The 22,835-nt window shown below is 43.9% G+C and carries 21 protein-coding genes; all 21 read right to left on the minus strand.

The features are described from left to right. Nucleotides 1-3 precede the first annotated feature (3 nt). The 21 genes from GGR07_RS03220 to GGR07_RS03320 all read right to left on the minus strand — a co-directional run bounded on the left by GGR07_RS03220 (nucleotide 4) and on the right by GGR07_RS03320 (nucleotide 22,832). Nucleotides 4-522 carry a dihydrofolate reductase family protein gene (locus GGR07_RS03220; protein WP_034542516.1) on the minus strand — a complete coding sequence of 173 codons (519 nt, stop codon included), beginning with the start codon at nucleotides 520-522 and terminating at the stop codon, nucleotides 4-6. A 305-nt stretch (nucleotides 523-827) separates the two neighbouring features. Continuing rightward, complete coding sequence (locus GGR07_RS03225) at nucleotides 828-1,106, minus strand: helix-turn-helix domain-containing protein (protein WP_025003738.1); 279 nt, start codon at nucleotides 1,104-1,106, stop codon at nucleotides 828-830. Between the two features lie 12 nt (nucleotides 1,107-1,118). After that, complete coding sequence (locus tag GGR07_RS03230; protein WP_036844646.1) at nucleotides 1,119-3,149, minus strand: bifunctional DNA primase/helicase; 2,031 nt, start codon at nucleotides 3,147-3,149, stop codon at nucleotides 1,119-1,121. Continuing rightward, nucleotides 3,112-3,471, minus strand: coding sequence for a helix-turn-helix domain-containing protein (locus GGR07_RS03235; protein ID WP_025003740.1), 360 nt, complete (start codon nucleotides 3,469-3,471; stop codon nucleotides 3,112-3,114). Before GGR07_RS03235 ends, GGR07_RS03230 begins: the two co-directional genes overlap by 38 nt. 161 nt (nucleotides 3,472-3,632) lie before the next feature. Further along, nucleotides 3,633-4,484: an RteC domain-containing protein gene (locus tag GGR07_RS03240; RefSeq protein ID WP_041993577.1), complete on the minus strand. Its 852-nt coding sequence runs from the start codon at nucleotides 4,482-4,484 to the stop codon at nucleotides 3,633-3,635. Nucleotides 4,485-4,660: 176 nt separating this feature from the next. Next, complete coding sequence (gene arsA, locus GGR07_RS03245; protein ID WP_034542510.1) at nucleotides 4,661-6,379, minus strand: arsenical pump-driving ATPase; 1,719 nt, start codon at nucleotides 6,377-6,379, stop codon at nucleotides 4,661-4,663. Between the two features lie 100 nt (nucleotides 6,380-6,479). After that, nucleotides 6,480-6,833, minus strand: a complete 354-nt coding sequence (arsD, locus tag GGR07_RS03250; RefSeq protein ID WP_025003743.1) for an arsenite efflux transporter metallochaperone ArsD — start codon at nucleotides 6,831-6,833, stop codon at nucleotides 6,480-6,482. A gap of 11 nt (nucleotides 6,834-6,844) precedes the next feature. Next, the gene (locus tag GGR07_RS03255) at nucleotides 6,845-7,078 is read right to left on the minus strand and encodes a thioredoxin family protein (RefSeq protein WP_025003744.1); all 234 of its coding nucleotides are present in this window, start codon (nucleotides 7,076-7,078) and stop codon (nucleotides 6,845-6,847) included. Nucleotides 7,079-7,089: 11 nt separating this feature from the next. Further along, nucleotides 7,090-7,788, minus strand: coding sequence for an aromatic aminobenezylarsenical efflux permease ArsG family transporter (locus GGR07_RS03260; protein ID WP_025836653.1), 699 nt, complete (start codon nucleotides 7,786-7,788; stop codon nucleotides 7,090-7,092). A gap of 8 nt (nucleotides 7,789-7,796) precedes the next feature. Continuing rightward, nucleotides 7,797-8,231, minus strand: coding sequence for a nitrophenyl compound nitroreductase subunit ArsF family protein (locus tag GGR07_RS03265; RefSeq protein ID WP_025836651.1), 435 nt, complete (start codon nucleotides 8,229-8,231; stop codon nucleotides 7,797-7,799). A 30-nt stretch (nucleotides 8,232-8,261) separates the two neighbouring features. Continuing rightward, nucleotides 8,262-9,296, minus strand: a complete 1,035-nt coding sequence (arsB, locus tag GGR07_RS03270; protein ID WP_034542509.1) for an ACR3 family arsenite efflux transporter — start codon at nucleotides 9,294-9,296, stop codon at nucleotides 8,262-8,264. Next, a complete protein-coding gene (locus GGR07_RS03275; protein WP_025836648.1) occupies nucleotides 9,289-9,714 on the minus strand; it encodes an arsenate reductase ArsC in 426 nt (141 codons plus the stop codon). The genes arsB and GGR07_RS03275 overlap by 8 nt, the downstream gene beginning before the upstream one ends. A gap of 4 nt (nucleotides 9,715-9,718) precedes the next feature. Continuing rightward, nucleotides 9,719-10,213 carry a GNAT family N-acetyltransferase gene (locus tag GGR07_RS03280; protein ID WP_034542508.1) on the minus strand — a complete coding sequence of 165 codons (495 nt, stop codon included), beginning with the start codon at nucleotides 10,211-10,213 and terminating at the stop codon, nucleotides 9,719-9,721. Between the two features lie 79 nt (nucleotides 10,214-10,292). Continuing rightward, on the minus strand, nucleotides 10,293-10,610 hold the full coding sequence (locus tag GGR07_RS03285) for an ArsR/SmtB family transcription factor (protein ID WP_034542507.1): 318 nt from the start codon (nucleotides 10,608-10,610) through the stop codon (nucleotides 10,293-10,295). 752 nt (nucleotides 10,611-11,362) lie between these two features. Next, nucleotides 11,363-12,412 (minus strand): hypothetical protein, encoded by a 1,050-nt coding sequence (locus GGR07_RS03290; RefSeq protein WP_021645545.1) that lies wholly within the window; start codon nucleotides 12,410-12,412, stop codon nucleotides 11,363-11,365. Beyond that, entirely contained in the window at nucleotides 12,409-15,447 is a 3,039-nt protein-coding gene (locus GGR07_RS03295; protein ID WP_122056619.1) for a hypothetical protein, read from the minus strand. Before GGR07_RS03295 ends, GGR07_RS03290 begins: the two co-directional genes overlap by 4 nt. A gap of 1 nt (nucleotide 15,448) precedes the next feature. Next, on the minus strand, nucleotides 15,449-18,232 hold the full coding sequence (locus GGR07_RS03300; RefSeq protein ID WP_021645547.1) for a hypothetical protein: 2,784 nt from the start codon (nucleotides 18,230-18,232) through the stop codon (nucleotides 15,449-15,451). 21 nt (nucleotides 18,233-18,253) lie between these two features. Next, a complete protein-coding gene (locus GGR07_RS03305; protein WP_021645548.1) occupies nucleotides 18,254-18,697 on the minus strand; it encodes a hypothetical protein in 444 nt (147 codons plus the stop codon). Nucleotides 18,698-18,699: 2 nt separating this feature from the next. Further along, a complete protein-coding gene (locus tag GGR07_RS03310; protein WP_021645549.1) occupies nucleotides 18,700-22,104 on the minus strand; it encodes a coiled-coil domain-containing protein in 3,405 nt (1,134 codons plus the stop codon). A 3-nt stretch (nucleotides 22,105-22,107) separates the two neighbouring features. After that, nucleotides 22,108-22,350 carry a hypothetical protein gene (locus GGR07_RS03315; protein ID WP_021645550.1) on the minus strand — a complete coding sequence of 81 codons (243 nt, stop codon included), beginning with the start codon at nucleotides 22,348-22,350 and terminating at the stop codon, nucleotides 22,108-22,110. An 8-nt stretch (nucleotides 22,351-22,358) separates the two neighbouring features. Beyond that, nucleotides 22,359-22,832 carry a hypothetical protein gene (locus tag GGR07_RS03320; RefSeq protein ID WP_021645551.1) on the minus strand — a complete coding sequence of 158 codons (474 nt, stop codon included), beginning with the start codon at nucleotides 22,830-22,832 and terminating at the stop codon, nucleotides 22,359-22,361. Nucleotides 22,833-22,835 lie beyond the last annotated feature (3 nt).

A 22,835-nucleotide genomic window follows, 5' to 3' on the forward strand; every position in this document is an offset into this window, starting at 1 on the left:
GCCTTACTTTTTGTGCCGATATATAATACTCATTACATTGTTGCTAATTAATTGATTCCCTGAAATTACCCATTCTGAACCAATAGTCCTTCCAATAAAAGGTATTCCTTCTCCCAGCATGATAGGAATAGTGTAAATTGTCAATTCATCCAGCAGTTCGGTATTGATTAAAGATGTGATAAGTTTACCGCCCCCAATAACTACCAAATCGGATTCCCTTTCTTTTTTCAATCCTTGAATAACATCGAAAGGATTGTCGGTTATGAAAGATAAATATTCTTCCTGAATCGTATTTATTGGGGTATTTGCGACTACAAAAGTCTTTTTACTTTTGTATGGCCAACCACCCCACCGTTCAAAAATAAAATTATAGGTATTTGTGCCGGAAATCAGCGTTTCTGCGGAACTATATACTTTGCTGATAGATTCTTTTACTTCTTTTGTAATCCAGTCTATTTCACCATCTTTACGGGCGATAAACCCATCAAGAGATATAGCTACTTGCGCTTTTAAGGTTCCCATGTCAATAGGTATTAAACAGTTATAAAACTGTTCGCCAGCCCATCAAAAAGAAGCGTGGAACTCACACTGCTCCGATACGAGGTACTGGCATACCTAAGAATAGAAGACAGGCAAGCCCACGCTATACAACGATAGCATAGACATTGCACAGTAGTCCCTATTCTTTTGAAAATTGCCAGTTTTCGTATCGAGACGTTCTGCGAACGTTATGTTATATATAAATTCTGAAAGATTAACTTTCAGCTTTTTATCTCAAATTTTCTTCTGCAAAGATACTGAAAGTCGGTGATATAAGCTATTATTTTTTACAGTTTCTCCCGAATCAATTTATGTACATCGGTAGCTTTATAATAGCATCGACCATCATCCAGTTTTATATACGGAAGGATACCTTTTTTTCGATAACGTTGGAGTGTGCGAAGGCTAACTTTTAAAAGAAACATCAAATCCTGATTATCCAAAAGCTGTTCACCATCCAAACAATTACGCTGGGTTGCCAATCGGTCGATTTTCTTTTCGGTCATATCGAACCTGTCCATTATACGTTCCATCCAAGCGATGAATGTTTCCCTATCTATATTCATAACAATAACCGATTAAAAATGACCTTTAATAAAATAACTCTGATTTGAAGGGTCTTTAATAATAATTTCCTTCTCCCGCATAAAGCGTATATAACTTTTCGCTGTGCGTTCCTTTACATCCATAATCTGCTGTATCTGTTCGCACAGGTCTATATAAGTGATAAATGTTTGCTGGTCGAACACTTCACGGGCTACGCTTACCAGTTCTTTTTCTTTCCGCTTCTCTTTTTCTTCACGGGGCTTTTCACCACGATATAGGTGCATCCCGGTTTCCTTATCCCAAGAAAAAAGCATTAATGGAACATCCAACGGACTGCCTTCCCGTACCTTCAAGGCTTTCACTACTGATACAGTCGGTTCATTATCCAGCTCGATGGAGAGAATGGCTGCCGATTTTCGTTGCAGTTCCGACCCCAAGTGTCCACGAAGCTTTAATCCGTTCGGAACATAGTGCAATACACAAACAATACAGGTTTGATATATTCCAGCCAATCGGTAGAGTTCATCGACAACGCGCAAACTTTCGGCTTCATCATTGGCGGAATGTACCAAATCTGCAATACCATCTATGACAACTAACTGGATACCGCCATATTGATAATGAAACTTATCCATACTTTGAACAATAGCCTGTAAACGTTCTTTACGGGACATCCCGGTCAGACAGAAGGCTTTCAACTCTTCCGGCTTTTCCGGTTGTTTTGCCCGCTTTAATAGGTTAGAAACATTCTTAAACAGTTGTACTTCGGACTGTTCTGTATCATACAATAGGACAGCTTTATTTTGGCTGTTTTCGTGTACATTGATTCCCAATGTATCAATACAAATATTTTCTGGTCTGATTGACCCGGCAACCAACGCAGCAACATAGTTGCTTTTCCCTGTACCTTCACCCCCTGTGATGCAAAGGATATTTCCCTGTGTTCCCAGTGGTACATCCCCGGCAGATATGATTTCCTGTGCTTTTGCCGGAGGGTTATTAAAATCTATTTCGCACGATTTCAGCATAGTCATAGTATCGCTGTATAGAGTATCTAAAAAATCAAGGAAGAGTTTCAGGAACGATTCACGGCTATTTCCAAGCCTGAAATAATCGGATATATCTTTCTCTTCTTTTGTTCCTGAAAGCGGTAATAGAAGACGTTTTACACCATATTCTGCTAACTGTTTTTCATGTTTGGAAGAACTCTCAAGCCCGGTTTTATCCATATCATAAAGCAGGATGATATGTTTGAACCGGAAAGACAGTTTGTGAATGATAGTTGCTGGAATATTTACGGTTTCGCTGTTAAAGCATATTGCATGAAATCCCTTCACTGCGAGGGAAAGGACATCTTTTTCACCACCAGTGATAAATACTGTATCACCTTTGGCTGGTAACTGTTCCAATCCGAAGCTATAATTTTCCCCCATATCACCACCATATAAGAATCGCATTTTGGAAAATGGACGGTATAGTTTGATATATCGTTTGCTCTTATAACCAAATATAGGTTCTCCCAATGATGAAGTTATGGAGTATGGTTTTCCCTCTGAATTTTCACTTTTGAACTCCCGAATGCAACAGACCTTGTACTGTGCCAATATTTCAGAAGTGATGCCGAACGTTTCCCAATATTCCAATTCATTCCGGGTGAATTTCTGTTCTTGAAAGCTATATGGTTTAGCTTTCTTTTCAGGAATGACAAGTATAGATTCCTTCGGACAATATGGTACAGAGGTATCTGTATTCTCTGATAATCCAAGTGATAAATCCTGATTAATGGTTTTCAATATCTCGACAAAATCATTAGCATTGTTACAGTTCAAACCTTTCAGTTTTCCTACAAGATAGAAACAATCCCCACTATACTCGTCATTCCCAAAGTCTTTCAGCTTATATACTCCGGCTTTTCGGTCAAAATAAATATTACATGAAGCCTTATTGTCTTTATATAATGGGTTGAAGAAATTACGTCCTACACGCCATTGACAAGCAATGTAATATCTAAAAACGTTCAGTCCGTTACTTGTTCTTTCTAAGATTTCTTCTTTCCTTAACATATAGCTTATGGTTTGTTACTAAATCGTTTAAACATTCTGAATTGCTCTTAATCAGTCGTTCTTCCAACATCCGTTTTATTTCTCCGATTTTGTAGAAATATCGACCCCGAATATTGGAATAGGCGATTGTGCCTGATACCCGAAGCCTTTGTAATGTTTTGTCGCTGATTTTTAAGAATGTGCAGACTTCGTAACTATCCACCCATATTTCATCTTCGTTTATATCTTCCGATTCCTGTTTGTTAAGGATATAATCTGCAATGGCGTTAATCTTTGCTTCCAATTCCTTAAATGCTTTTGATTCTATCGTTATGACATCCATAATTGTAACTAATTGATTTGCTGCAAAGATGAAGGGATAAAATCAAATAAAAACCACAGCTTTACCCACCTGTGGTGAAATTTTTATTCAATAAAAAAGGCGAAACATTGATAGCTTCGCCTTTGGTAACTTGCCAGTACCTCGTATCGGATTGACAGTAATTAATCCTCTTCTTCCATCCGCCGAAGAAGATTCTTTTGTAGAATATCTAAATACCTTGTTCTGTTAATTTTACGCCCCTTTATCTCCATGTATATGTGATAGAAGTCCCCCAAATCTATATTGAACATCTTTTCAAAATTCACAGCTATTGTTTTTATATCAGTATTTCCCTTATCAAATGCACCGCAAGTATCAAAGGCGTAAATCAGTTCAACAAGCCCACGTTTTGAGCCTGTCCAAGTCATTTGACAACAAGAACCCTGATTCCTTTTCCGAAGACCTTCATTTGTTAGTTCTTTTATCCTGTTCGTGAGGTAAATTTTAATTAACTCGTTGGCTAAAATTTTTGCGACCTTGAAATCATAACTGGTGGAGAACTGTGGGTCTGAATCGAAAAAAGAATTATCTATAATCAAATGTATATCCGGCTTTCCACGAAGAAAGTATTTATCGTCAAGATAACAGGCATTTGTTCGGTAGTATTGATAAAAAGTGAGATTTTGATTGAAAAAAGTAGTGAGAGAATCTAATTCTGATACATAATATTGCGTTTGAACATCATCGCTTCCGGTAGGACGTTTTAACTCAATATTGTAAATGCTATTGTAATAGATTAATTTACTGCTAATTTGAGGTTTCAAGTGTTTGAAAAACAATATTTCTTCTGAATTATCCTGAAATTTATAATTCAATACGAACGACTTTAAATCAGAAATTATATCCTGTAAGTAATTAATTACTTTTTTACACACATGGAGAAAGTCGGATTCGTTTAATTCTATTGTTTGAATTTCCGAATCCACTTCCTGTAATAGATTGCTGAAATAGTCTTTTATTGTTATTTCTCCCATCGTAGTTATCGTTTTGATTCCTGATGATATATTTATTTTCTCATTTTCATATATTTTTATCTGTGATAAAACAGTAAGAACCTGAATCCGCTAAAAAACAGTTTCAGGTTCTTATCTCAAAAAGGATAACTTACATAGAGAATAAGAAAATTCCTATTCCTTCCTGTTTTGTAGCATTACACCTTTTCTTTCCATTCTATAACTGCAAAGTTTCCCTCTGAAATTTCCTTTACTTTATTAATCCATTGTACTTCGCTTAGTGCTTTGGCTTTAAGGAAAGGACTATTCGTTGAAGTAAGCAGCAGACTGGAATTAACTACCCACCATTTGTTTTTAATTCCGGCACGTTGTAAATCCTGTTGCAGCCTTTGTGCTTCAAATACAGGCGTTGTTTCGGGCAGAGTTACAATAACCACCTCTGTTTCCTTCTCATTCCGTAAACGAGGCAGCAGGTTTTGAACCGCAGGAGTAATATTTCCCTGTGTCCGTTCCACTTCTTTATGATAACTTTGAGTTGAATCCAATAATAGCAACGTGTGTCCGGTAGGGGCAGTATCTATCACTACCACTTCATTATCCGCTTTGGCAACAATTTCGGCAAAGGAATTAAAAACAGCGATTTCCTGTGTACAGGGCGAACGCAGGTCTTCTTCGATATAGCTTAAATCGGCATCACCCATTGTTTCCCTTGCTTTATCCAATACGTTTTTCTGATAAGCGGCAAGCACCGCTTTTTCGTCTATATGACTTACTGTAATACCATCTAATTTCGTTTCGATGAAGGACAGGTGATTGGCTGGGTCAGTTGTAGTCAAATGCACTTTTACGCCTTTTTTAGCCAACCCACGAGCAATATTCCCAGCAATAGTAGTTTTGCCGACACCACCTTTACCCATCGTAAAAATTACACGCTTACCCGATTGGTAGAGGTCTTCAATAACGCTGTCAATCGTATTGAAATCATCTTTTTCAATATGCGCCACATCGTTCTTTATGGTTACATCTGCATTCAGCATATTACGGATATTATCAATACCTGTCATATTATAAGAACGAAGCGGAACTATGTATGTATTCAGTTTTAACAAGGCTGACGAACGGTTATTGAGTGCATTTTGCTGGCGTTCGTAAATCTGTTTGGAAATACTGTCGTTTGCATCGTAGTTTTCTAAAACTCCATTTATAATTAGATACTGTGTTTCAATGCCTAAATCCAGCAGCTCATTAGATGAACGTTCGACCTCTTTCAAAGGACTTTCTTCCGGTCTGCTGACAAGGAAAAGTGTAGTTTGGGTTTTATCTGTCAGGGTAGCAACAGCATTCTTATATACTTCTTTACGGTCTTCCAGTCCCGAAAGCTGTCCTAAACAAGATGCTCCGGTTGTATTTTCGGCAATAAAAGTGTTCCATGCCGATGGCAGTTGAAGCATTCGCAGGGTATGTCCGGTAGGTGCAGTATCAAAGATGATATAGTCGAATCCCCTGCGCTTTTCTTCGTTGGTAATAAAGTCGGAGAACTCATTAAAAGCTGCAATTTCAACGGTACACGAACCTGAAAGCTGTTCTTTCATATTGGTAATAACGCTTTCGGGTAATTTCCCGCGATAAGGGGCGATAACTGATTCCCGGTATTCGGCTGCTGCCTGTTCCGGGTCAAGATTGACTACTGTAAGGTTTGGAACTTCTTTAATAGCTGTTCCCTTATTGTCTAACGGCATATCAAATACATCCTGTAAATTGGATGCAGGGTCGGTACTTATCAAAAGTACCTTATTACTGTTATCAGCGAGATTCACTGCCGTAGCACAGGCGATGGATGTTTTCCCAACGCCACCTTTACCCGTGAAGAATATATACTGGGTAAGTTTTTCGTTTGCCGGATTATACTTTTTCATATCTATATCTGTTTTATGGTTACAATCTGGGATGTAAACATCCTGTTCTACCTATTTTTACAGATAGAATAAATTGTTGTAAACCTGATTATTGTTACTGTTATTTCTTAACGGTCAAGTCCTCTTCGGGGACATTTAACCATTCTGCAATCTGCTTATTTGAGGGGTATTGCTTTGTCAGAACGACTTCACCGTCCAGTGTTGTGATAGGAAGCACTTCTGCCGATTCTTTCATCAGGTATTCGTTGATTTTCTTGTTATCAACATAAACCTGTGGATGGTCACGCAAATTAAAGCGTTCGATGATAACGCCTTTCTTTTTCAGGCTTTCGATAACAACTGCTATCCGCATTAATTCAGGGTCTATATTTACCCCACATAGTCCGGTAGGACAACACAATGCCGGGTCGTATATCTTTACGGCTTTCCGGGTATCTAACTTTAAATCAACCATATCATTTTTATTTATTCTGTTACTAATTTCTTTATCTCTTCTTCGGATGGTACATAGCCCTTTATTTTCACTTCACCATCCACAACGATAGCGGGTAACGACATAATGTTATACTTCACTATCTCCAGTATATCTTCTTCTTTCTTCAAAGTTGCTTTACTGTTCGTGTCGGCAATTACTTTGGCAACCCTGTTATACGTGGTTTTGCAATTTGCACATCCAGTGCCTAATACTATAATTTCCATTTTCGTTCTCTTTAAATATTTGTAATGATATAATAAACTCCTACGATGATAAAGATGGCAGCTACTATCCGCTTAAACCATACCTGAAAGGTTTTCATATTATTGTAGAACTTTCCGACATTCCCGATACTATATGCCAATAACCAGGCGATGATTATTACAGGTAACCCGGTGGCAATAGCAAATACCGGAGGAAGTAATAATCCTGACGGGCTGGCTATCGTCATAGGTATAAGCACCCCGAAGTAAAGAACTCCGCTATATGGACAAAAAGCCAAAGCAAACACAACTCCCATCAAAAAGGCATTCCAGTAATTCCGTTTATTTGGCTTATTTTCCAATCCTGATGTAAGTTTATTCATTCCATTAAACTTGAATTTTATTACATCGAGCATTAAGATTCCTACTATAACTAATGCTATCCCCAGCCAAAATCCACCGATATTTTGAAGAAACCTTGCTATCTGAAACTGACTTGCTCCGAAATAGAAGATAGTTCCAAGAGCCGTATAAGAAAACATCCTGCCAAGAGTATAGAAAACCCCGTTAAGTAGTACCCGCCTTTTGTCGGCAATATCCTTGCTTAAATAAGCCGTAGCCGTAATGTTGGTAGCCAACGGACAAGGACTTATTGCAGTCATTAAGCCGAGCAAGAATGCCGTCAGTAGTGGGAAATTAGACCCATCGACAAGATTTTGTAAAAACTCCATCATAGGTATTATAGCCTTGCGTTTACTTCTTTCTTAATCAGTTCTGTAAGCACGTCAGGAGTATTGACAGCATTGGCGAAACCTTCTTTTGTCAGGTCGATATAATTATCGCCTTTTTCAATGATAAGGGCATTCCAAGTAATCTCATACTTCTCTACCAGTTTAGCATTTGCTTTATCTTCCGTGTTTATTTCTACAAAACGGACTTTCTTGTTATCAGCAAAAGCCTTTTCGATAGTTTCTTTTGTTACTTTCTCAACTGCCACACAGGTTTTACAGCGTTGCTTTCCGTGAAAATAATACACGTTCACCACAGAAGCATCTGCAACTTGTTCTTTAGCTGCCGTTTCAGATTCAGCAGCTTGTCCGTTTTTCTTTTGTGTATTACCACCACAAGCAACCAGCAATACAGCAAAAAGTCCGATTAAAATACATTTCTTCATACATTTTCTTTTTATTGGTTTGTACTATGTTTATTTATAATATTTCTTCCGAAGCCAAAATGCTAAGTTTACCAACAGGATTAATACCGGGACTTCGACCAAAGGTCCGACTACTCCGGCGAAGGCTTGCCCGCTATGTAATCCGAATACACCGATTGCCACTGCGATAGCCAGTTCAAAATTGTTTCCGGTTGCAGTAAAGGCAATCGAAGCATTTTTATCATAAGAAGCCCCCATAAGCTTACCTGCGAAGAAGCTAAGCAAGAACATCACCACAAAGTAGATAAGTAACGGTATAGCTATGCGAACTACATCCAGTGGTATTTGCACAATCAGTTCACCTTTCAGGCTGAACATAAGGATGATAGTAAACAGCAGTGCTATTAAAGTTATAGGGGATATTTTAGGGATGAACTTTTCTTTATACCATTGTTCTCCTTTTAATTTTACCAATATAAATCGGCTTAATATTCCCATCAAGAAAGGAATACCTAAGTAGATAGCAACCGTTTCGGCAATCGTACCGATAGAAATATCAACGATAGCCCCTTCAAACCCGAATAGGGGAGGAAGTTTTGTAACAAACAACCAAGCGTAAAAGCTATAAAAGAACACTTGAAAGATACTGTTTAAGGCTACTAATCCTGCACCGTATTCCGTATTTCCTTCTGCTAAGTCGTTCCATACAAGAACCATCGCTATACATCGTGCTAATCCGATAAGAATTACTCCTACCATATATTCCGGGTAATCGTGTAAGAAGAAGATGGCAAGTAAAAACATTAATACTGGCCCGATAATCCAGTTCAGGATTAACGAGACTGATAATATTTTTACGTTTTTGAAAACCTTCGGTAATTGTTTGTAATCGACCTTTGCCAATGGTGGGTACATCATTAAGATTAAACCGATAGCTAAAGGGATGTTTGTAGTTCCACTGGATAATGAATCTATTGTACTGCTGAATGATGGGAAAAAGTAACCCAGCCCAACGCCAATAGCCATAGCCAAAAATATCCAAAGAGTGAGATTCTTATCTAAAAAACTCATTTTCTTTTTACTCATTGCTTTTTATTTTTTCGATATATAGTTTATAAAATGCTTCTTTAATTTCGTCCCTTACCCGAATAAATTCAGAGTGGATAAATTCAGGCGAACCCGTTGCTTCTGATGGGTCTTCAAATCCTATGTGCAAACGATTCTTTACATTACCGGAAAAGGTAGGACAACTTTCATTTGCACCACCGCAAACCGTAATAACATAGTCCCATTCTTCATTCAAGTATTTATCTACATTGTCGGATGTATGGTGTGAAATATCTATTCCGGCATCTTTCATAACTTCCACTGCTTGAGGATTTAATTTTCCACTCGCTTTTGTCCCTGCGGAATATACTTTTAGTGATGGGTCAAAAGAATGCAAGAACCCATGTGCCATTTGGCTACGACAACTGTTACCAGTACATAGAATAAGTATTTTCATAGCTTCAATTATTTATGTTAAGCAACCAATGACCGACATCCTGCCATTGATTAAATTTCCATCCTATTTCTTTCATGTGTGAAGCTTGCTTGAATCCAAATTTCTCGTGCAACTTTACACTGCCTTCATTTGGAATACAAATTCCAGCAATTAACACATGGATATTTTTTTTATCTAAGTTTTGGAATAGATGGTTGTATAACTCTGTTCCAAATCCTTTTCCGGTATGGTCTTTATCTAAATAAATTGTAACCTCTTTTGTAGATGAATAAGCACACCTGCCATTCCATTTGTGGATGTAATAGTATCCTACTATATTACCATTGATTTCTCCGACATAATAGGAAAATCCGGAATCAATAATCTCACTGATACGTCCTTTCATTTCTTCTACTGAAACAGGAGCAGTTTCAAATGTTACAGCCGTATTCTCAATGTAATAGTTATATATTTCACAAATCCTACGGGCGTCTTCTAATTTTACTTTTCTAATTTTCATATCACTTTATTTATCTGAACATACCAAATGAATGTAGTTCGCCAAACAACGAACGTCTGTCGAAAAAAATATATGCTGATTAACAGCATACATCTTTTACATATACATTAAAAAGGTCTGCAAATAACTTTCGGGCTATTTCCCAGTTCTCCTTATTGATACAATACCTCACTTTCGGGGTTTCGATTTCTCCCTGAATTAAGCCCGCATCTTTGAGTTCTTTTAAGTGCTGTGATACGGTCGCTTTAGCTATCGGAAGTTCATCGTGAATATCCCCAAAGAAACAACTTTCTTGCGATGCCAAAAACAGTAGTATCGCAATCCGGGTAGGATGTCCCATTGCTTTTGCAAAGCGGGCAATTAATTCCTGTTCTTCAATGTCATTCTTAATCTTCACAATTCTATCTCCTTTATTTGTTGTTCGCAAAACTACGAACAATATTTCAAACAAACAAATTTTTCTGCATTTTTTAGTGCAAGGTGCAAGTATCTATATAGATAAGCTTGCACCTTGCACTAACGCTAAAGTATTGAGGACTAAATAATTTGCAAATATGAAATTTATATGTATCTTTGAACCCACGATATATGCAGAAGAGCATAGGTCAAAGGTGGACAAATAAGGCTATTTAATTTGTGCCTATTTCGTTACCGATTATAAGTTTGGAAAAACAAAAGCATTGACTTTTAAGCATATAAGGGGGAAGGTTCACCGACCTCTCTCTCCGCTGAACTAACCGGACAAAACCGGACAAAGAACAGCCAAGTCCCACAAATTCAACGATTTGTGGGACTTTTTTTATCCCCTTATGTCTGCCCTACCGGACATCATTTAGCCCTTAAAAGACAAAGTTAGTAACCTAACTCGTACCCCCGACAACTGAAAGTCCAAAAGGGGTACACTTAGTCCGAAATTGGCGAACTTCTGTCGCTATTTGGCGAGTCTGTATAAGCTTCACTTTGAGCTAATTAACGTAGTTTTGTAACCTAAAAAAGTGAGTTTATGAAGAGTACATTTACAAACCGCAAAACCATTTGTGATGCGTAAATAAAACGATTTGTTTAGGTTTAACATCTGATAAGACAAAACGAAATGTGTTTTTATTTCACACGACCCACTTGTAATGGAGAATAAAAAATAATGGTTTATCAACTCCGTATTCTTACTTGCCTAATAGGTACGTACAGGCTGTTTTTATACAGTATCCCATCATCCATGATGTGTGAATCGCTGCCCGCTATGGCGCAGTATATGCTTTCCCAAGCTTCCAATAAAAAACGATGCCCCTGCTGATTGAATACAACCTCTTTGTTTCCGTTGCTCGCATTGACAATAAGTACAGAATTATCAATGTATCCATCGCATACGACTACTTTATACGTCGCATCTCCCCTAAGCCGAAACAAGTTAATGTGTTGCCCGTGATCTCCATAAAAATGCCAATTTCTGTTTATCTTCCCGGTATATATTGGGACTGTCATATGAGCATAATATTCAAGCCGACCGGGAGTATTCGGCCATATCTCTATTGCGGAGTGCACCGCCCTTCCGAATTCCCCCCTGCACCATATATCTGAAGCGTAGAACCGGGGTAACCGACCATCTTTGGTTCCCTGATGGAATAAGTCTCCATCCGATACCCACATCTTGCCGTCACTTCCGAATTCGAGAGCTGCTAATGTCTCGCCTGCTTTATTGACACACTTAAGCTTTTTGAATGAACCGGAAACGCCCGTTAAGTCTCCGGTATAATCCGCATTACCACCGTTGAACTTAAACTTGCCTCCGCAGAGATGCCCGTCTCCGTTCTCATTAATCAAAGCGTTGAACCCGCCCGGAGCATCAGGGTTCGGACCAGCTTTGAGAACGTTTGCTTCGATGATGGTAGCTTTCAGCGTGTCGATAAATGCCTTGTCGGAGATAAGGGTCTTGATTATAGCCTGATGTATCGCTACCTTAGTCAATGTCGAGATAGGACGCCAATACTCCTTGTTCGTCACCTCTATACCCTCTGGCACATCCTTAATCGCTTGGTAGTACTGGAAGTTATCCTGCTCATCCTTGACGAACACCGTAGCGCCGAACATGGAGTTACCCACATACGATTGCGTCTTGTCATGCGGAACGGGAATAGACGTCATTGGCGTAGGCTTCACATCCTCCGTATCTGATATTGTTATTGCTTTCGTCTGTATCATTGTATCCACTGCTTAATGTTCGTATCATCGTACTTGAACTCTACATTATCATCCACGCCGTCTGCATACTCGGTTCCCACGTTCAGCGTGTCGGTATTGCTTGCCAATACCTGACCGTTCACCAGCCACTTAAACGCTCCGCCATTGTTCATCGCTACCGCCGTGATGTCTTTCAGGCCGTAGGTGATTCTGGCTTTGAGCTGAACATAGTCCTTGCCTCCTATCCTTACTCCGTTCACGACAGAGCGCACAGGGCGGGGCATGTCGAGTATCTGCCCTGATTCGTCCGCCTGTTCCCAGCTCGTATGGAACCTGCCACGAACGGTTATCTCGACATCTAATGAGGATTCGCCAGCTTCTCCCGTTTCGCCTTTCAAGTCTTCCACATGCGGGATGTATGCGGTGGGGATTTCGGGCTCGCCCTCGAGGACTTGCTCTATCTTTATGTCCTCAATCTTAGCGTTTAGCCATCCCGAACTGGTCGCGTAATCTGTGCACCACGCATGAATAAAGTATACTTCGCTCATTAATTCAGCCTTAGTCACTTTAATCGGAAGAGTTACATAGATATCTTGAGGTTTCATCTCATACATCACTCGAACGGTTCGAAACGGTGTTGCTTTATCTTTTTTCCATAAAATAAAATTAGCGTATCTATGAAAGGTCACTCCATTCTGTTCAGCCTGTGTTATGCTTATCTTGAAGCTCATAATCAATCCGGCTAACTTGTCATCGAATTGCCCGAAGCGAAAAACCTCTATCTTACCTGTATTACCCGAATACTTGTTTGTTTTTCCCGGCAGTTCATTAATGTTCCATGTAAAGTTGGCAGGTAACATAGAGCGCCTAAGGATATTCGGTCTCACCGCTACTCCGTCCACCTTAATGCCCGTATCCTTATAGCCCCTCTTTTCCCCTTGTACCTGTGCGGTCGGGTTCTCTGCGTCATACTCCCACCACGTTTTCGTACGTTGTGAGATGTAAGGCGAGTTTCCGTTATCACCTTTCGAGGAAAGTCCGCTGTCGACGAGCGTCTTTTGTTCATCGCTCCACAGCTTCCAGTTCTTCGTAACAGGATCGATCTCCGGCATCTTGATTGCTTTTATTGCGTTCAAACGGGATTCGATATCTTCGGGGGCTTCCGTCCAGTCCAGAGATGTTTTGTTGCCACGAACAAGCTTTATCCAAGAAATAGACGATTCGCCGGTGCCGGAATTCGGAGCCGCGTACACGCTAAGCTTAGTGTTATTCCCAACATCTGCACCAGATTTTGTCTTCCATTTGAAAGAAACACATGCGATTCCGCCGACAAGTTTATCTTTTATAACCTTGGCAAGCTCAAAGATCCCACCTGAATTATATAATAAGAAGCTCTGCTTTCCTTCGCTTAGATTCCCGGCTATGACGACAGTAGCCGTCTCGCCAGCTTCGAGATTCCTTCCCGCCTCTGATATATCATACTCTTTCAGCAAGTAATTCGAATTGCTGACAGGAACATTAGACTTTAACAGCAGATTGCGCTCGCCCAGCAGAATGTCATCCGCAGCGGCTTGCTTAATCTTCTTGTCAATCGCTTGTCTGCACTTATCTATGCAGTCCGTCAACGATTTGACGTCAGCCACATATATCTGATACTTCGCATTGTAATCCGCCCTTTCCTGCTCGGTTATCTTGTTGTCCGCGATAGCGGTTGCTATTGACTCTTGCAGCTTGTCGATGCTGCCCGTACTTGCTGCGAGAAGCTTCTTCGACTTCGTAGTCAACTCCGACTTCAAGTCAGCTGGCAAGAACTCGTTGTCGAGGATGTAGTTGACGTTACTTTGCAATTGTGCCTGCTCGATGTCGAGCTTCTTAGACAATTCGCTCAAGTCCCGGCGCTCGGCTTCGGTGATGATGCTATCACGGAAAGCATCCGCTACTCCGTTCTCTACACCGTTCATCGCATCTGTCAAGTCCTTGATGCTGTTTTTCGCAGTATCGAACTGCTGTGAAAGCTTCTGAAACTCTTTCTTCAACGCCTCGAAGTCCGCAGCATTCACATACGGATTTATCCAGTCGACGTCTGCAAACGCCGTGTTGTCACGGATAGCCCACAGCCGGGTATTCTCGTCTTTCAGCCAGATATCCCCTTTCTTGTAGCCGTTAATCGGCTTCTCTGTATGGATAGTCAGCTTCTCCCTGCCCATCTTAGCAATGTCCGCAAGGGCTTTCGTCAGAGCTGTGTTCTGAATTGCCTCCCATTGATACGATGCAGGGTCGGAAGCCGATGCGCCGGGACGCAATACGAAGAGATACGATACCGTTGTATCCAAGTCGGTATAGGTGTCTCCCACATGCGTACCGTATACGTCTGCAATCATATTAGGCTGTGTGATGGGCTGTCCCTCTGCGTCATACAGCCAAGTGTTCGTAGGGCTTCCCTGCATGGTAGGCGCGCCCTTGCCCTGATAGGCGTATACCGCCTTATCTACTTGCTTCTGCAAGCCCTGAATGAGCTTCAACAGAGCGTCCGTGCTCTCCGATGTGGCGAACTCCTGCTCAATCTTGGTTCCGTCGGGGTTCGTGATGATTATCTTTCCCGCTTCTACGGTAATCACCGGAGAGGGTGCGTAGTTACTCCAAAGGGCTACCGTGTTGAGTGTGTATTTAGGCTTAAAGACGGACATTTTCTTGGCTGCCGATGCCACAGGGTCGAGGATGTTCGAACGCCCGTATATCGCTATCCAGCAGAACCGTTTCTCTTCCGTAGTGGATACGGGGTTTTCATCCCAGCCCGCCTGTCTTAAGCTGTTGTTCAGTTCGTCTATCGTTCCCCAGCCCGCTTGCTTTGTCGGGGCTTGCGGAGCTACACTGTTAGTTGTCAATATGAAGTACTTCACAGCATTAGCGTCGTCCTCCGGGACAATGCGTACACCTGAATCTACCCATACCTGTTGTGTGTTATCGAATACCGCCAAGTTGCCATTCGGAAGCAGGCGGGGTGGTTGACCGTCCATGCGGTCGGGAATCGTTGTGATTGTCGATTTTGTTGCCATACTATTTTAGTTTTTTATACTCGTTTTCTAATATTTCTTCATCGAACACCGATACAAGGTTACACGCCCACATCACATCACCGGGAGTAAGGCGGTATACGTCCTTTCCTTTGTTCGCCTCGTACCAGTCCTCATCCGATAGGTTGTTATCATCATGTCCCAGCGGGTTAATGCGCTTGAACTCATAGAGCCTTAGCGCGCTTCTTTTCATTACATCCGTCACGTCCTGACCGTTACGGACGAATTTCGCCCGCAGGTCTACCGCTCCGTCTCCGAGTTCGGCGAGCTTTTGATTGCTATTAACGTCTACTGGTGCGCCCTCAATGACGTTCACAGCGTATATGTCCCACACAGGGGGGATGATTTTCTCCACCTCTTGCGGCAGGTCTGTAAGGTTGCTTGCGCCCGTAGAGCCGTCACCGATATTCACAATGCCACGTATCTTAACTCCACCTTCCGGTGTGTATTCCATGTACGTGCTCTTATCCCTCGCACCTGCGTAGAAATCACCGTATATCATCTGATACGGCTTGCCAGTCACCTTGTCGTAGCCAAGCTCTATGATCTCTTTGTGAAGCAGGGAATAGCTGTTGATGCCTGCGTAAAATGTGATGGACGGTGCTTTCTCGCTGACGGAAGAGAGCACAATAGCACCCTGACGGGCGATGTCCGTCTCGTGCCCCAGCCCTACGATGTCGTCCCCCGCTGCGGGTGCGTCGCTGTCTTGGTCGCAATCCGTCTTGCTAAGGTCTATGTAGTCCCTGCCCACCGCTACCACCTTGCGCCAGTAGTAGCGGTTTGTAGCCCCGATTGATGCCCCCTCGTTGATGTTGTCCTCCTTGCTTATTGCCAGCGTTCCGGGCGTGAACTCGTTGTGTATCTCTATCCCGTCCTGACGGGCAAGGAAGAAACAGCGGTAGTATTCATCATGCTCTTCCACGCGTATGCACTTCATGCCTGCGGGTGATAGTATCTGCTCGCCCCCTACATGTGTCTTCTTTCTTATCTCCAGCGTTTCGAAGTACGCTTTTACCTTTACATAGAGCCTGTCCACTACCGCCTGTGTTGTGCCATCCGGTAAGACCTCTACTCCGCTGCCGTTCTCTCCGATGTGGATGCCTTTCAGAGCTTCGATGAAGTCTTTTGAGGTGATTTTGCCTTCCGAAGTCAAGCCTTTCAAGAAGGTGATCAAGCCGGCAGCCGTGTCGTCACTTAGTCGGGATAATGAGCGATGAGCCAACTCTTTGAGAATTCTTAAAGCGGAAAAGACCCGATAGTCATTTGGTTCCCGTTCGTCCCAGCTTTTTAATATATCAATTGCTGTTTCCTTCTGCTGTCGCTCAAGCACATATTTCAGTTGCGACAGGCTCGAATCCACCTGCCTCTTCCAGCCCTTGCCTACGCTGTCGGCACACTCTATCGTGGCCATATTGAGGTTATCCAGCTTACGCACAACCTTAGTCATGCGGCTATGGCGATAACCGCTTGTAAAATACTCGTCACTCAGCAGGCGCACACTCTGACCGATGGCCAACGGTACACCATTCTCTTCTATATAGATGTAGTCCGTGTCGCCACCATACTTGCTTGCGTCCTCGCTGTGCTTTTCCAGGTAGTCGTTCACGGCCGCCAGATAGTCCTGCTCGGCCTGCCTCTCGTAGTCCTCGGGCATCTGGATATTCCAAGGGATATACTTGTCACCGACACGGGGTATTAAGTTACCGCCAGGGAGTTGTCGGGTTTCATCCGGAAAGATAGTGATGATTTCCCACTCTTTTGTCGCACTATTCCAATTGACTTCAAAGTAGTAAGTACCATTCTCGTCCGACCCGTGGCCGTTCAGGTCGCCCGACTGGAAAGACACCCTTTTCTTCAGGGCAGGGAGCTCATAGATGTTCGGGTCGAAAGCCATTCCGGAATCCTTGAAGTAGTAAATGGTGAACGGCTTGCCGTTATTGTCTTTTCTCTGGACGGAGCGTACGGCGGTCACGGTTCCGGTATAATGCGGAAAGATATCCGCGAATGCTGCCTCTTCGACATGCTCGTACAGTCCGTATTGCGTATTGCGGTCAATGTATTTTTCCCTCCCTGGTAACTGAAGCCGGGAGAAGCCATAGCGGGTACGGTCAATGTTCCGGGTGCTACCGAGCGGTATCAAGCGTGTAAAAAACTTCACGTTGTCGCTGTTCTCAGTTTGCGTCAACGAGGTAAGCCCCTTTAGGTAGCCGAGCGGTATCCGCTGTCCATGTTCGCAGCGACTCAGATTGATGACGTAACCGTCCACCCACCATTCCGTATCAAAGGCATCCGCCATTTTGCCAAGAGCTTCCCAACAGGATGTGTTATTGTAATCGATGGTCTTGCGGGAAGTAATAATTACGTCTCCGACAGACCACTGCGGCCCCCCGGAGATGCGGTTCATATTGTCTGTCCATTTCTGCAAGTGCTCTCTCGGTGTGCCGTCCAAGCTGAATTGCAGGTTATATTCGCCGTCGGTCAGATACAGGTACTTCACTTGCTCGGCATCGTGGATAGGTGCATACAACTTTACCGAATAGCTATAAGTCTGCCGGTTCTTCTGCTTGGGCTTATATTCCTTTTTGACAGAAAACTTAACACCTTCCAGCATTGCATAGTCATTCACCGCTAACGGCACGTAGGCGGTATGGGTGAAGGATACGGATAAGGCATTCTCGGCCATCAGTTCCTGATTCCAAGTAGAAGAAGAGGATGTAGAGGCAATCAGCTTCAACTCCCCGGATTGGTTGTATATTTTAAGCTCCATAAAAAACTATTTAAAGGCTATTTAAAGTTGCGGATTCGGCTCCCGGAACTTGAGTTTCATGCGGCATACGACCTCTCCGTCCTCCGTACCGGTCAACGGCTCGTATGCCGTACACTCTTGATAGTAGACTCTATAAGTACGCCCGGTCAGAGAGGTTTCCAGCGTCAGCCAACCGCTGCTCAGCAATTGCATCACGGCCGTGAAGTTTGCCGAAAACCGTTCGGGGGTGTCGGCCACGATTGCCGCATACAGTTGGAAGTCACGGGGCTCCCGTTTAGGTCCCGGGAGTGTATCGGGAAGTTTTTCCCCGTTTTCCTCCCGGAAGGATACGGCTGTGTAAGGTTTCATCTTGGACGGCTTCAACAATTCCGAGAGATTAAAGTAATCTCCCTGATTCTTCTCCGTCAGATACATGCCATACTCCGTATACATGTCTTTCCCGTTTATCTTCCATTCTCCTTCCATACCTATGCCATTTTTATACCGTTTCTTTCGATCTTATCAAAATACTCTACGACATCCTCCAGCAACTTGCAGTACGCCGTGTTGGCGGCAATCGTACCGAGTACTTCCAATGCTCGCCCCATAGCGGCGTCAAAGTCATTCATCTTCCTATCAATGGATGAGAGATGATCCTGAGCGGAGGTAAACAAGCCCTCCAATTTCGTACCCTGCTCCTGTGATATGGCCGTGTATGTTCCCGCACGCGCCTGCTGCTGAGTTGCATCGCTCGGACGATTGAATCCGTTCCGCTCCGCATTCCTCCAGAACTCTTCTTGAAACTTATTGGCGGCATCTATTTGGCTGCCCAAGCCGCGGAAAAAACCGCCTATCAGGTCGGTAGTCCGTCGGGCTATCTCTTTTTCCGACAAGCCTTCCGTCGTGTATATCTTCTTGATGTTCTCCTGCAGTCGGTCAAATTTATCCTTCAGGAACAAGGAATACACCATCTGCTTGGCTAAGTCGGCCAGAACATCCGTCACCCCTTTTTTGAATTCCTGTGCAGCATCCAGCCCATTGTTGAATGCGTTGACGATGCTATTCGTCAGACTATCACCCAAGGGCCCGAATGTTTGCCGCAGAGATTCTTCCAATTCCTTATAAGCCTTATCCGTTTGTTCTTGAAGGTCTATCAGTGTTTCCAGCAACTTCTTGCTCTCGTCCTTTAACTGGCGGGTGGACAGTATGGCTTTTGCCATGTTAACGTTCAGCTTGCCATCCTTGCCTATCAATTCCTTGTATTCCGGCATGTCCAGCACAGAGGTGTAGATATCCCTTCCTCTTCCCCACCCCAAGAGCCCGGTCTTCTTATGTCCGGTCTTCACCTCAATCTTGGAGAGTGCACCTATTCCATCCTTGTAAGCTTTCAGTTCCTTTGCATAGGAGAAGGGGGCAACGACCAACCTATTTATGGACACGGCCGGAGCGTCTCCCTTCAGCTCACGCTTCAGCTCCACAACGGATTTCTTATAGGTATCTATCGCATTCAGCGCGCGTCCTATATTGTCGGTTCCAAAGATGTTCGTACCCGACTTATAAGCCAACTGTTCCTCAAGCAGCAACATCCGGTATTCGTGCAGGTAGGCTTTCTGTTCCTCCACAATTTTCTTTAAGGCTTCCTTGTGTCGTTTGTTTGCCTGCAGGCCTCCGGCGATAAAGTTCACCAGTTCCCCTGCAGCTGCCAGCGCACCGCCTACAATACCTCCCTGAGCAAAGCCCGATGCGATATTACCGGCAGCCTCAAGCGCCTTGTCCATGTCTTCGTCTAATCCGCCGAAAACACTCTTCAGCATACCGATACCTTCCGCCCCCAATCGGCCGCCTTTCTGTATGGATTCAAACAACGATACTGTCTTCTCTTTAGCCTTATCGCTATCCTTATATATCTTTTGGAAGTGCCCCTGTACAGCCTTGAAAGTCTTCTCATTAAACAGCCCTGCGAGTGAACGACGGGCGTTCTGTTTCTCAAGCCCTTTCGTCATATTCTCTAACTGCGCGGCTTCTTGTTTATTGCGCTCACCTCCCAATGTTTTCAAGATTTTGATACGTTCCCGGGCATAGCGGATAATGATATTGTTGCGCTGTACCTCTGCCAGTTCGTCCAGCGCAAGGCCCTGCATAACGATGGCCTGCCGTTGCAGCTCTACCTGCTCGGCATTGTCCAGTATCTCTAATTTGGCGATATTCTTCTCCGTGTCTTTCTCTTTTTCACGGGAAGTGTTCAGCGCGTCAATCAATGCTTGGTTGCCTTCAGCCTTCTTTATCTGCTCATCGTAATGACGGTCGATGTCTGCCAATCGATTCTCTAAGGCGGAGCGGAAGACGGCGTTGGCTTCGTCCCACAGTTCCTTTTCCTGTCGGGTGTATTTTTTCTCTATCTCTGAAAATTCCTTGATATAAATATTAGTAGCTCCTTCGCGTTGCGCTTTAGCCTGTTCGGTAACGGTATCTGCTTGTTCTTTAGTGACAGGGATACCGTTCTTTTTCGCTTTCACCAAAGCGGCTATGCGTTCCCGCTCCTCCGCATCAATACGGGTTAGTTCGTCGTCTAAACGCTTGCGCGCCTCGGCTTTCTCTTTCTGCGCACCGTCGCGCATCAGTTCGATACGCATGGCCTCTATCTTCCGGCGGGCTTTCACCTCGGCATCGGAGATGGCATCGATTGTCTGGTCTGCCGTATCTTTCTTTTTCTTCCTTTCGGTTCTTTCCTCGTAATCTGCCACAATAGCATCCTGCATCGTTTTATTATAATTATCCCATGCAGATAGTGAGTTTTCTCTTGCCTTCTCCAGCTGCTCTTTTGTCGCCTTACCCTGCGAATGTTGTTCTAATACTTTATCGTAATTGGCATCGGCTAAGGCCAATGCTGTTTTCGCAACTTCCTTACGCAGCTCTATTAGCTCTTTTTTCGACTTACCGGCAGCTTCAGCAATGCGTGTGTCAAAATCCACATCATTGGATATCTGCTGCATAGCTGATTGTGTATGTTCTATCTCCACAGTCAGAGAGTGTTGGGCCTTCTTTGTTCGCTCGGAATATCTATCCCAAAGTATAATCAAGCCACCGATAACGGCCGATAAGCCCAATGTAAGTGTAGCCATCAGAGCTTTGGCCGCCACATTGGATATACCAAGGGATACGGCAAGGCGGGTGTTCGCCGCGGTCAGCAGATTCTTTCCTTTGGCCAGCAGCGTGTGCGTAAAAAAACTATCCTTATTTAACGTATTAGCCACTTGTTGTATGCCTATAGTGATAGCCATCACTGCTTGCAGTTTCGTCTGTATCTGACTCAGCTTTTCTTGTTCAGCCCCAAACAGGGAAGCCACGCCCACTCCTGCTGTCATGGCACCGGTCAAACCGGAAATGGCGTCCATCGTTCCCTTGATGTTCTTGTTATCATCCGAGTGGATACGAGCCTGTGTGTTGATATCGCCGTAGCGGTCTTGCAGCTCGCCCAATTTCTGCATGGCGGCTGCATATTCCTTCGTACCCTCCGTCATGCCTGCCATCAACTGCTTCTGCTTGGCTATCTGCGTGCGTAGCGTCTCCTCCTTGTTCGCCGTGGCCGCAAACTGCTTCTCCAATTCAGCTAATGCCCCTTTTTCTTCCAGCAGCACTTTCTTGGCAGCCCCAAGTTCGGCAGTCAGTTCCGTCTTCTTCGCGCCGGGCATCGCTTTTTTCAACTGCGTCTCCAACGATTTGATGTCGGATTCCACCTGCTTTACTGCGGCGGATTGCTCCTTCATCCGAGCCTTGAAATCGGCCGTCGCCTGCTCTACGGTGGAAGCGGTTTGTTTTGCCCCTCTTTGGACGGACTGCCATGCCTCACGTGTCTTGTCACGCATCAATATGTCGAACTCTACAGACTTCATCGGTTATTCATTGTTTCTTTTCATTTGTGCCCGAAACTGTGCGGCGGTATCGCTCGCACACCTGGCGTCTCGGCCGGGTACTCCGACCCTCTTTTTATTTCTGCCGCTCTTCACCCACCGTGGAGCGTCTGACAGCATCAGCAGCAAAGTGGGATAAGGCAGTTTCCATAAGATGTAATGCACGCTCCATCCTGTGGCGGCGGCAATCTGCCAGATAAATCCAAACGGGCTATGGCTGCCCTCCATGTGACCGCTTAACTCCCGTTTGCCTCGTGGCTCAGCCTCGGCTTCATCAGATTCACCGTCTCCACCGAACTGATAGTAATTTGAAAAGGGCGTGTGTCGATGCTCTCAATCAGCAGCAGCATCACGTCACCCAGCACAGAAGGATGCACCCGCCACAACAACCACCACGCCACCAATCCGCTGAAGAGGCGGTGAGAGACGAAGCCCCGGCAAAGGGCACAGGCCACGATGCGGGCCATGTCGTGCCCGTGTGCGGCTATCAGCTTCGCCCAATCGTCCGTGTCGTACTCCTTCATTTCGGCGACCGTCACCCCTATGCGGTTGTAATAGCGTGTCATGGCTATCAGCGTGCCCGCATAGGGGCGGCGCAGCGTCACCTTGCCCGGTTTCTTTTTCCGCCCCAGCCACCGGAGTGGGCGTACCGGAATCCGTACGCCCAAATCCAGCAGCAACTCGCAGGAACGCAGTTCTTCTCCACTCATATC

This window comes from Bacteroides pyogenes (assembly GCF_014196225.1).
In the GTDB taxonomy this organism is placed as follows: Bacteria; Bacteroidota; Bacteroidia; order Bacteroidales; family Bacteroidaceae; genus Bacteroides; species Bacteroides pyogenes_A.

Coding starts and splice junctions, on each gene's coding strand:
- GGR07_RS03220 (WP_034542516.1), bottom strand. CDS start 522: ATGGGAACCTTAAAAGCGCAAGTAGCTATATCTCTTGATGGGTTTATC.
- GGR07_RS03225 (WP_025003738.1), bottom strand. CDS start 1,106: ATGAATATAGATAGGGAAACATTCATCGCTTGGATGGAACGTATAATG.
- GGR07_RS03230 (WP_036844646.1), bottom strand. CDS start 3,149: ATGTTAAGGAAAGAAGAAATCTTAGAAAGAACAAGTAACGGACTGAAC.
- GGR07_RS03235 (WP_025003740.1), bottom strand. CDS start 3,471: ATGGATGTCATAACGATAGAATCAAAAGCATTTAAGGAATTGGAAGCA.
- GGR07_RS03240 (WP_041993577.1), bottom strand. CDS start 4,484: ATGGGAGAAATAACAATAAAAGACTATTTCAGCAATCTATTACAGGAA.
- arsA (WP_034542510.1), bottom strand. CDS start 6,379: ATGAAAAAGTATAATCCGGCAAACGAAAAACTTACCCAGTATATATTC.
- arsD (WP_025003743.1), bottom strand. CDS start 6,833: ATGGTTGATTTAAAGTTAGATACCCGGAAAGCCGTAAAGATATACGAC.
- GGR07_RS03255 (WP_025003744.1), bottom strand. CDS start 7,078: ATGGAAATTATAGTATTAGGCACTGGATGTGCAAATTGCAAAACCACG.
- GGR07_RS03260 (WP_025836653.1), bottom strand. CDS start 7,788: ATGGAGTTTTTACAAAATCTTGTCGATGGGTCTAATTTCCCACTACTG.
- GGR07_RS03265 (WP_025836651.1), bottom strand. CDS start 8,231: ATGAAGAAATGTATTTTAATCGGACTTTTTGCTGTATTGCTGGTTGCT.
- arsB (WP_034542509.1), bottom strand. CDS start 9,296: ATGAGTAAAAAGAAAATGAGTTTTTTAGATAAGAATCTCACTCTTTGG.
- GGR07_RS03275 (WP_025836648.1), bottom strand. CDS start 9,714: ATGAAAATACTTATTCTATGTACTGGTAACAGTTGTCGTAGCCAAATG.
- GGR07_RS03280 (WP_034542508.1), bottom strand. CDS start 10,213: ATGAAAATTAGAAAAGTAAAATTAGAAGACGCCCGTAGGATTTGTGAA.
- GGR07_RS03290 (WP_021645545.1), bottom strand. CDS start 12,412: ATGATACAGACGAAAGCAATAACAATATCAGATACGGAGGATGTGAAG.
- GGR07_RS03295 (WP_122056619.1), bottom strand. CDS start 15,447: ATGGCAACAAAATCGACAATCACAACGATTCCCGACCGCATGGACGGT.
- GGR07_RS03300 (WP_021645547.1), bottom strand. CDS start 18,232: ATGGAGCTTAAAATATACAACCAATCCGGGGAGTTGAAGCTGATTGCC.
- GGR07_RS03305 (WP_021645548.1), bottom strand. CDS start 18,697: ATGGAAGGAGAATGGAAGATAAACGGGAAAGACATGTATACGGAGTAT.
- GGR07_RS03310 (WP_021645549.1), bottom strand. CDS start 22,104: ATGAAGTCTGTAGAGTTCGACATATTGATGCGTGACAAGACACGTGAG.
- GGR07_RS03315 (WP_021645550.1), bottom strand. CDS start 22,350: ATGGAGGGCAGCCATAGCCCGTTTGGATTTATCTGGCAGATTGCCGCC.
- GGR07_RS03320 (WP_021645551.1), bottom strand. CDS start 22,832: ATGAGTGGAGAAGAACTGCGTTCCTGCGAGTTGCTGCTGGATTTGGGC.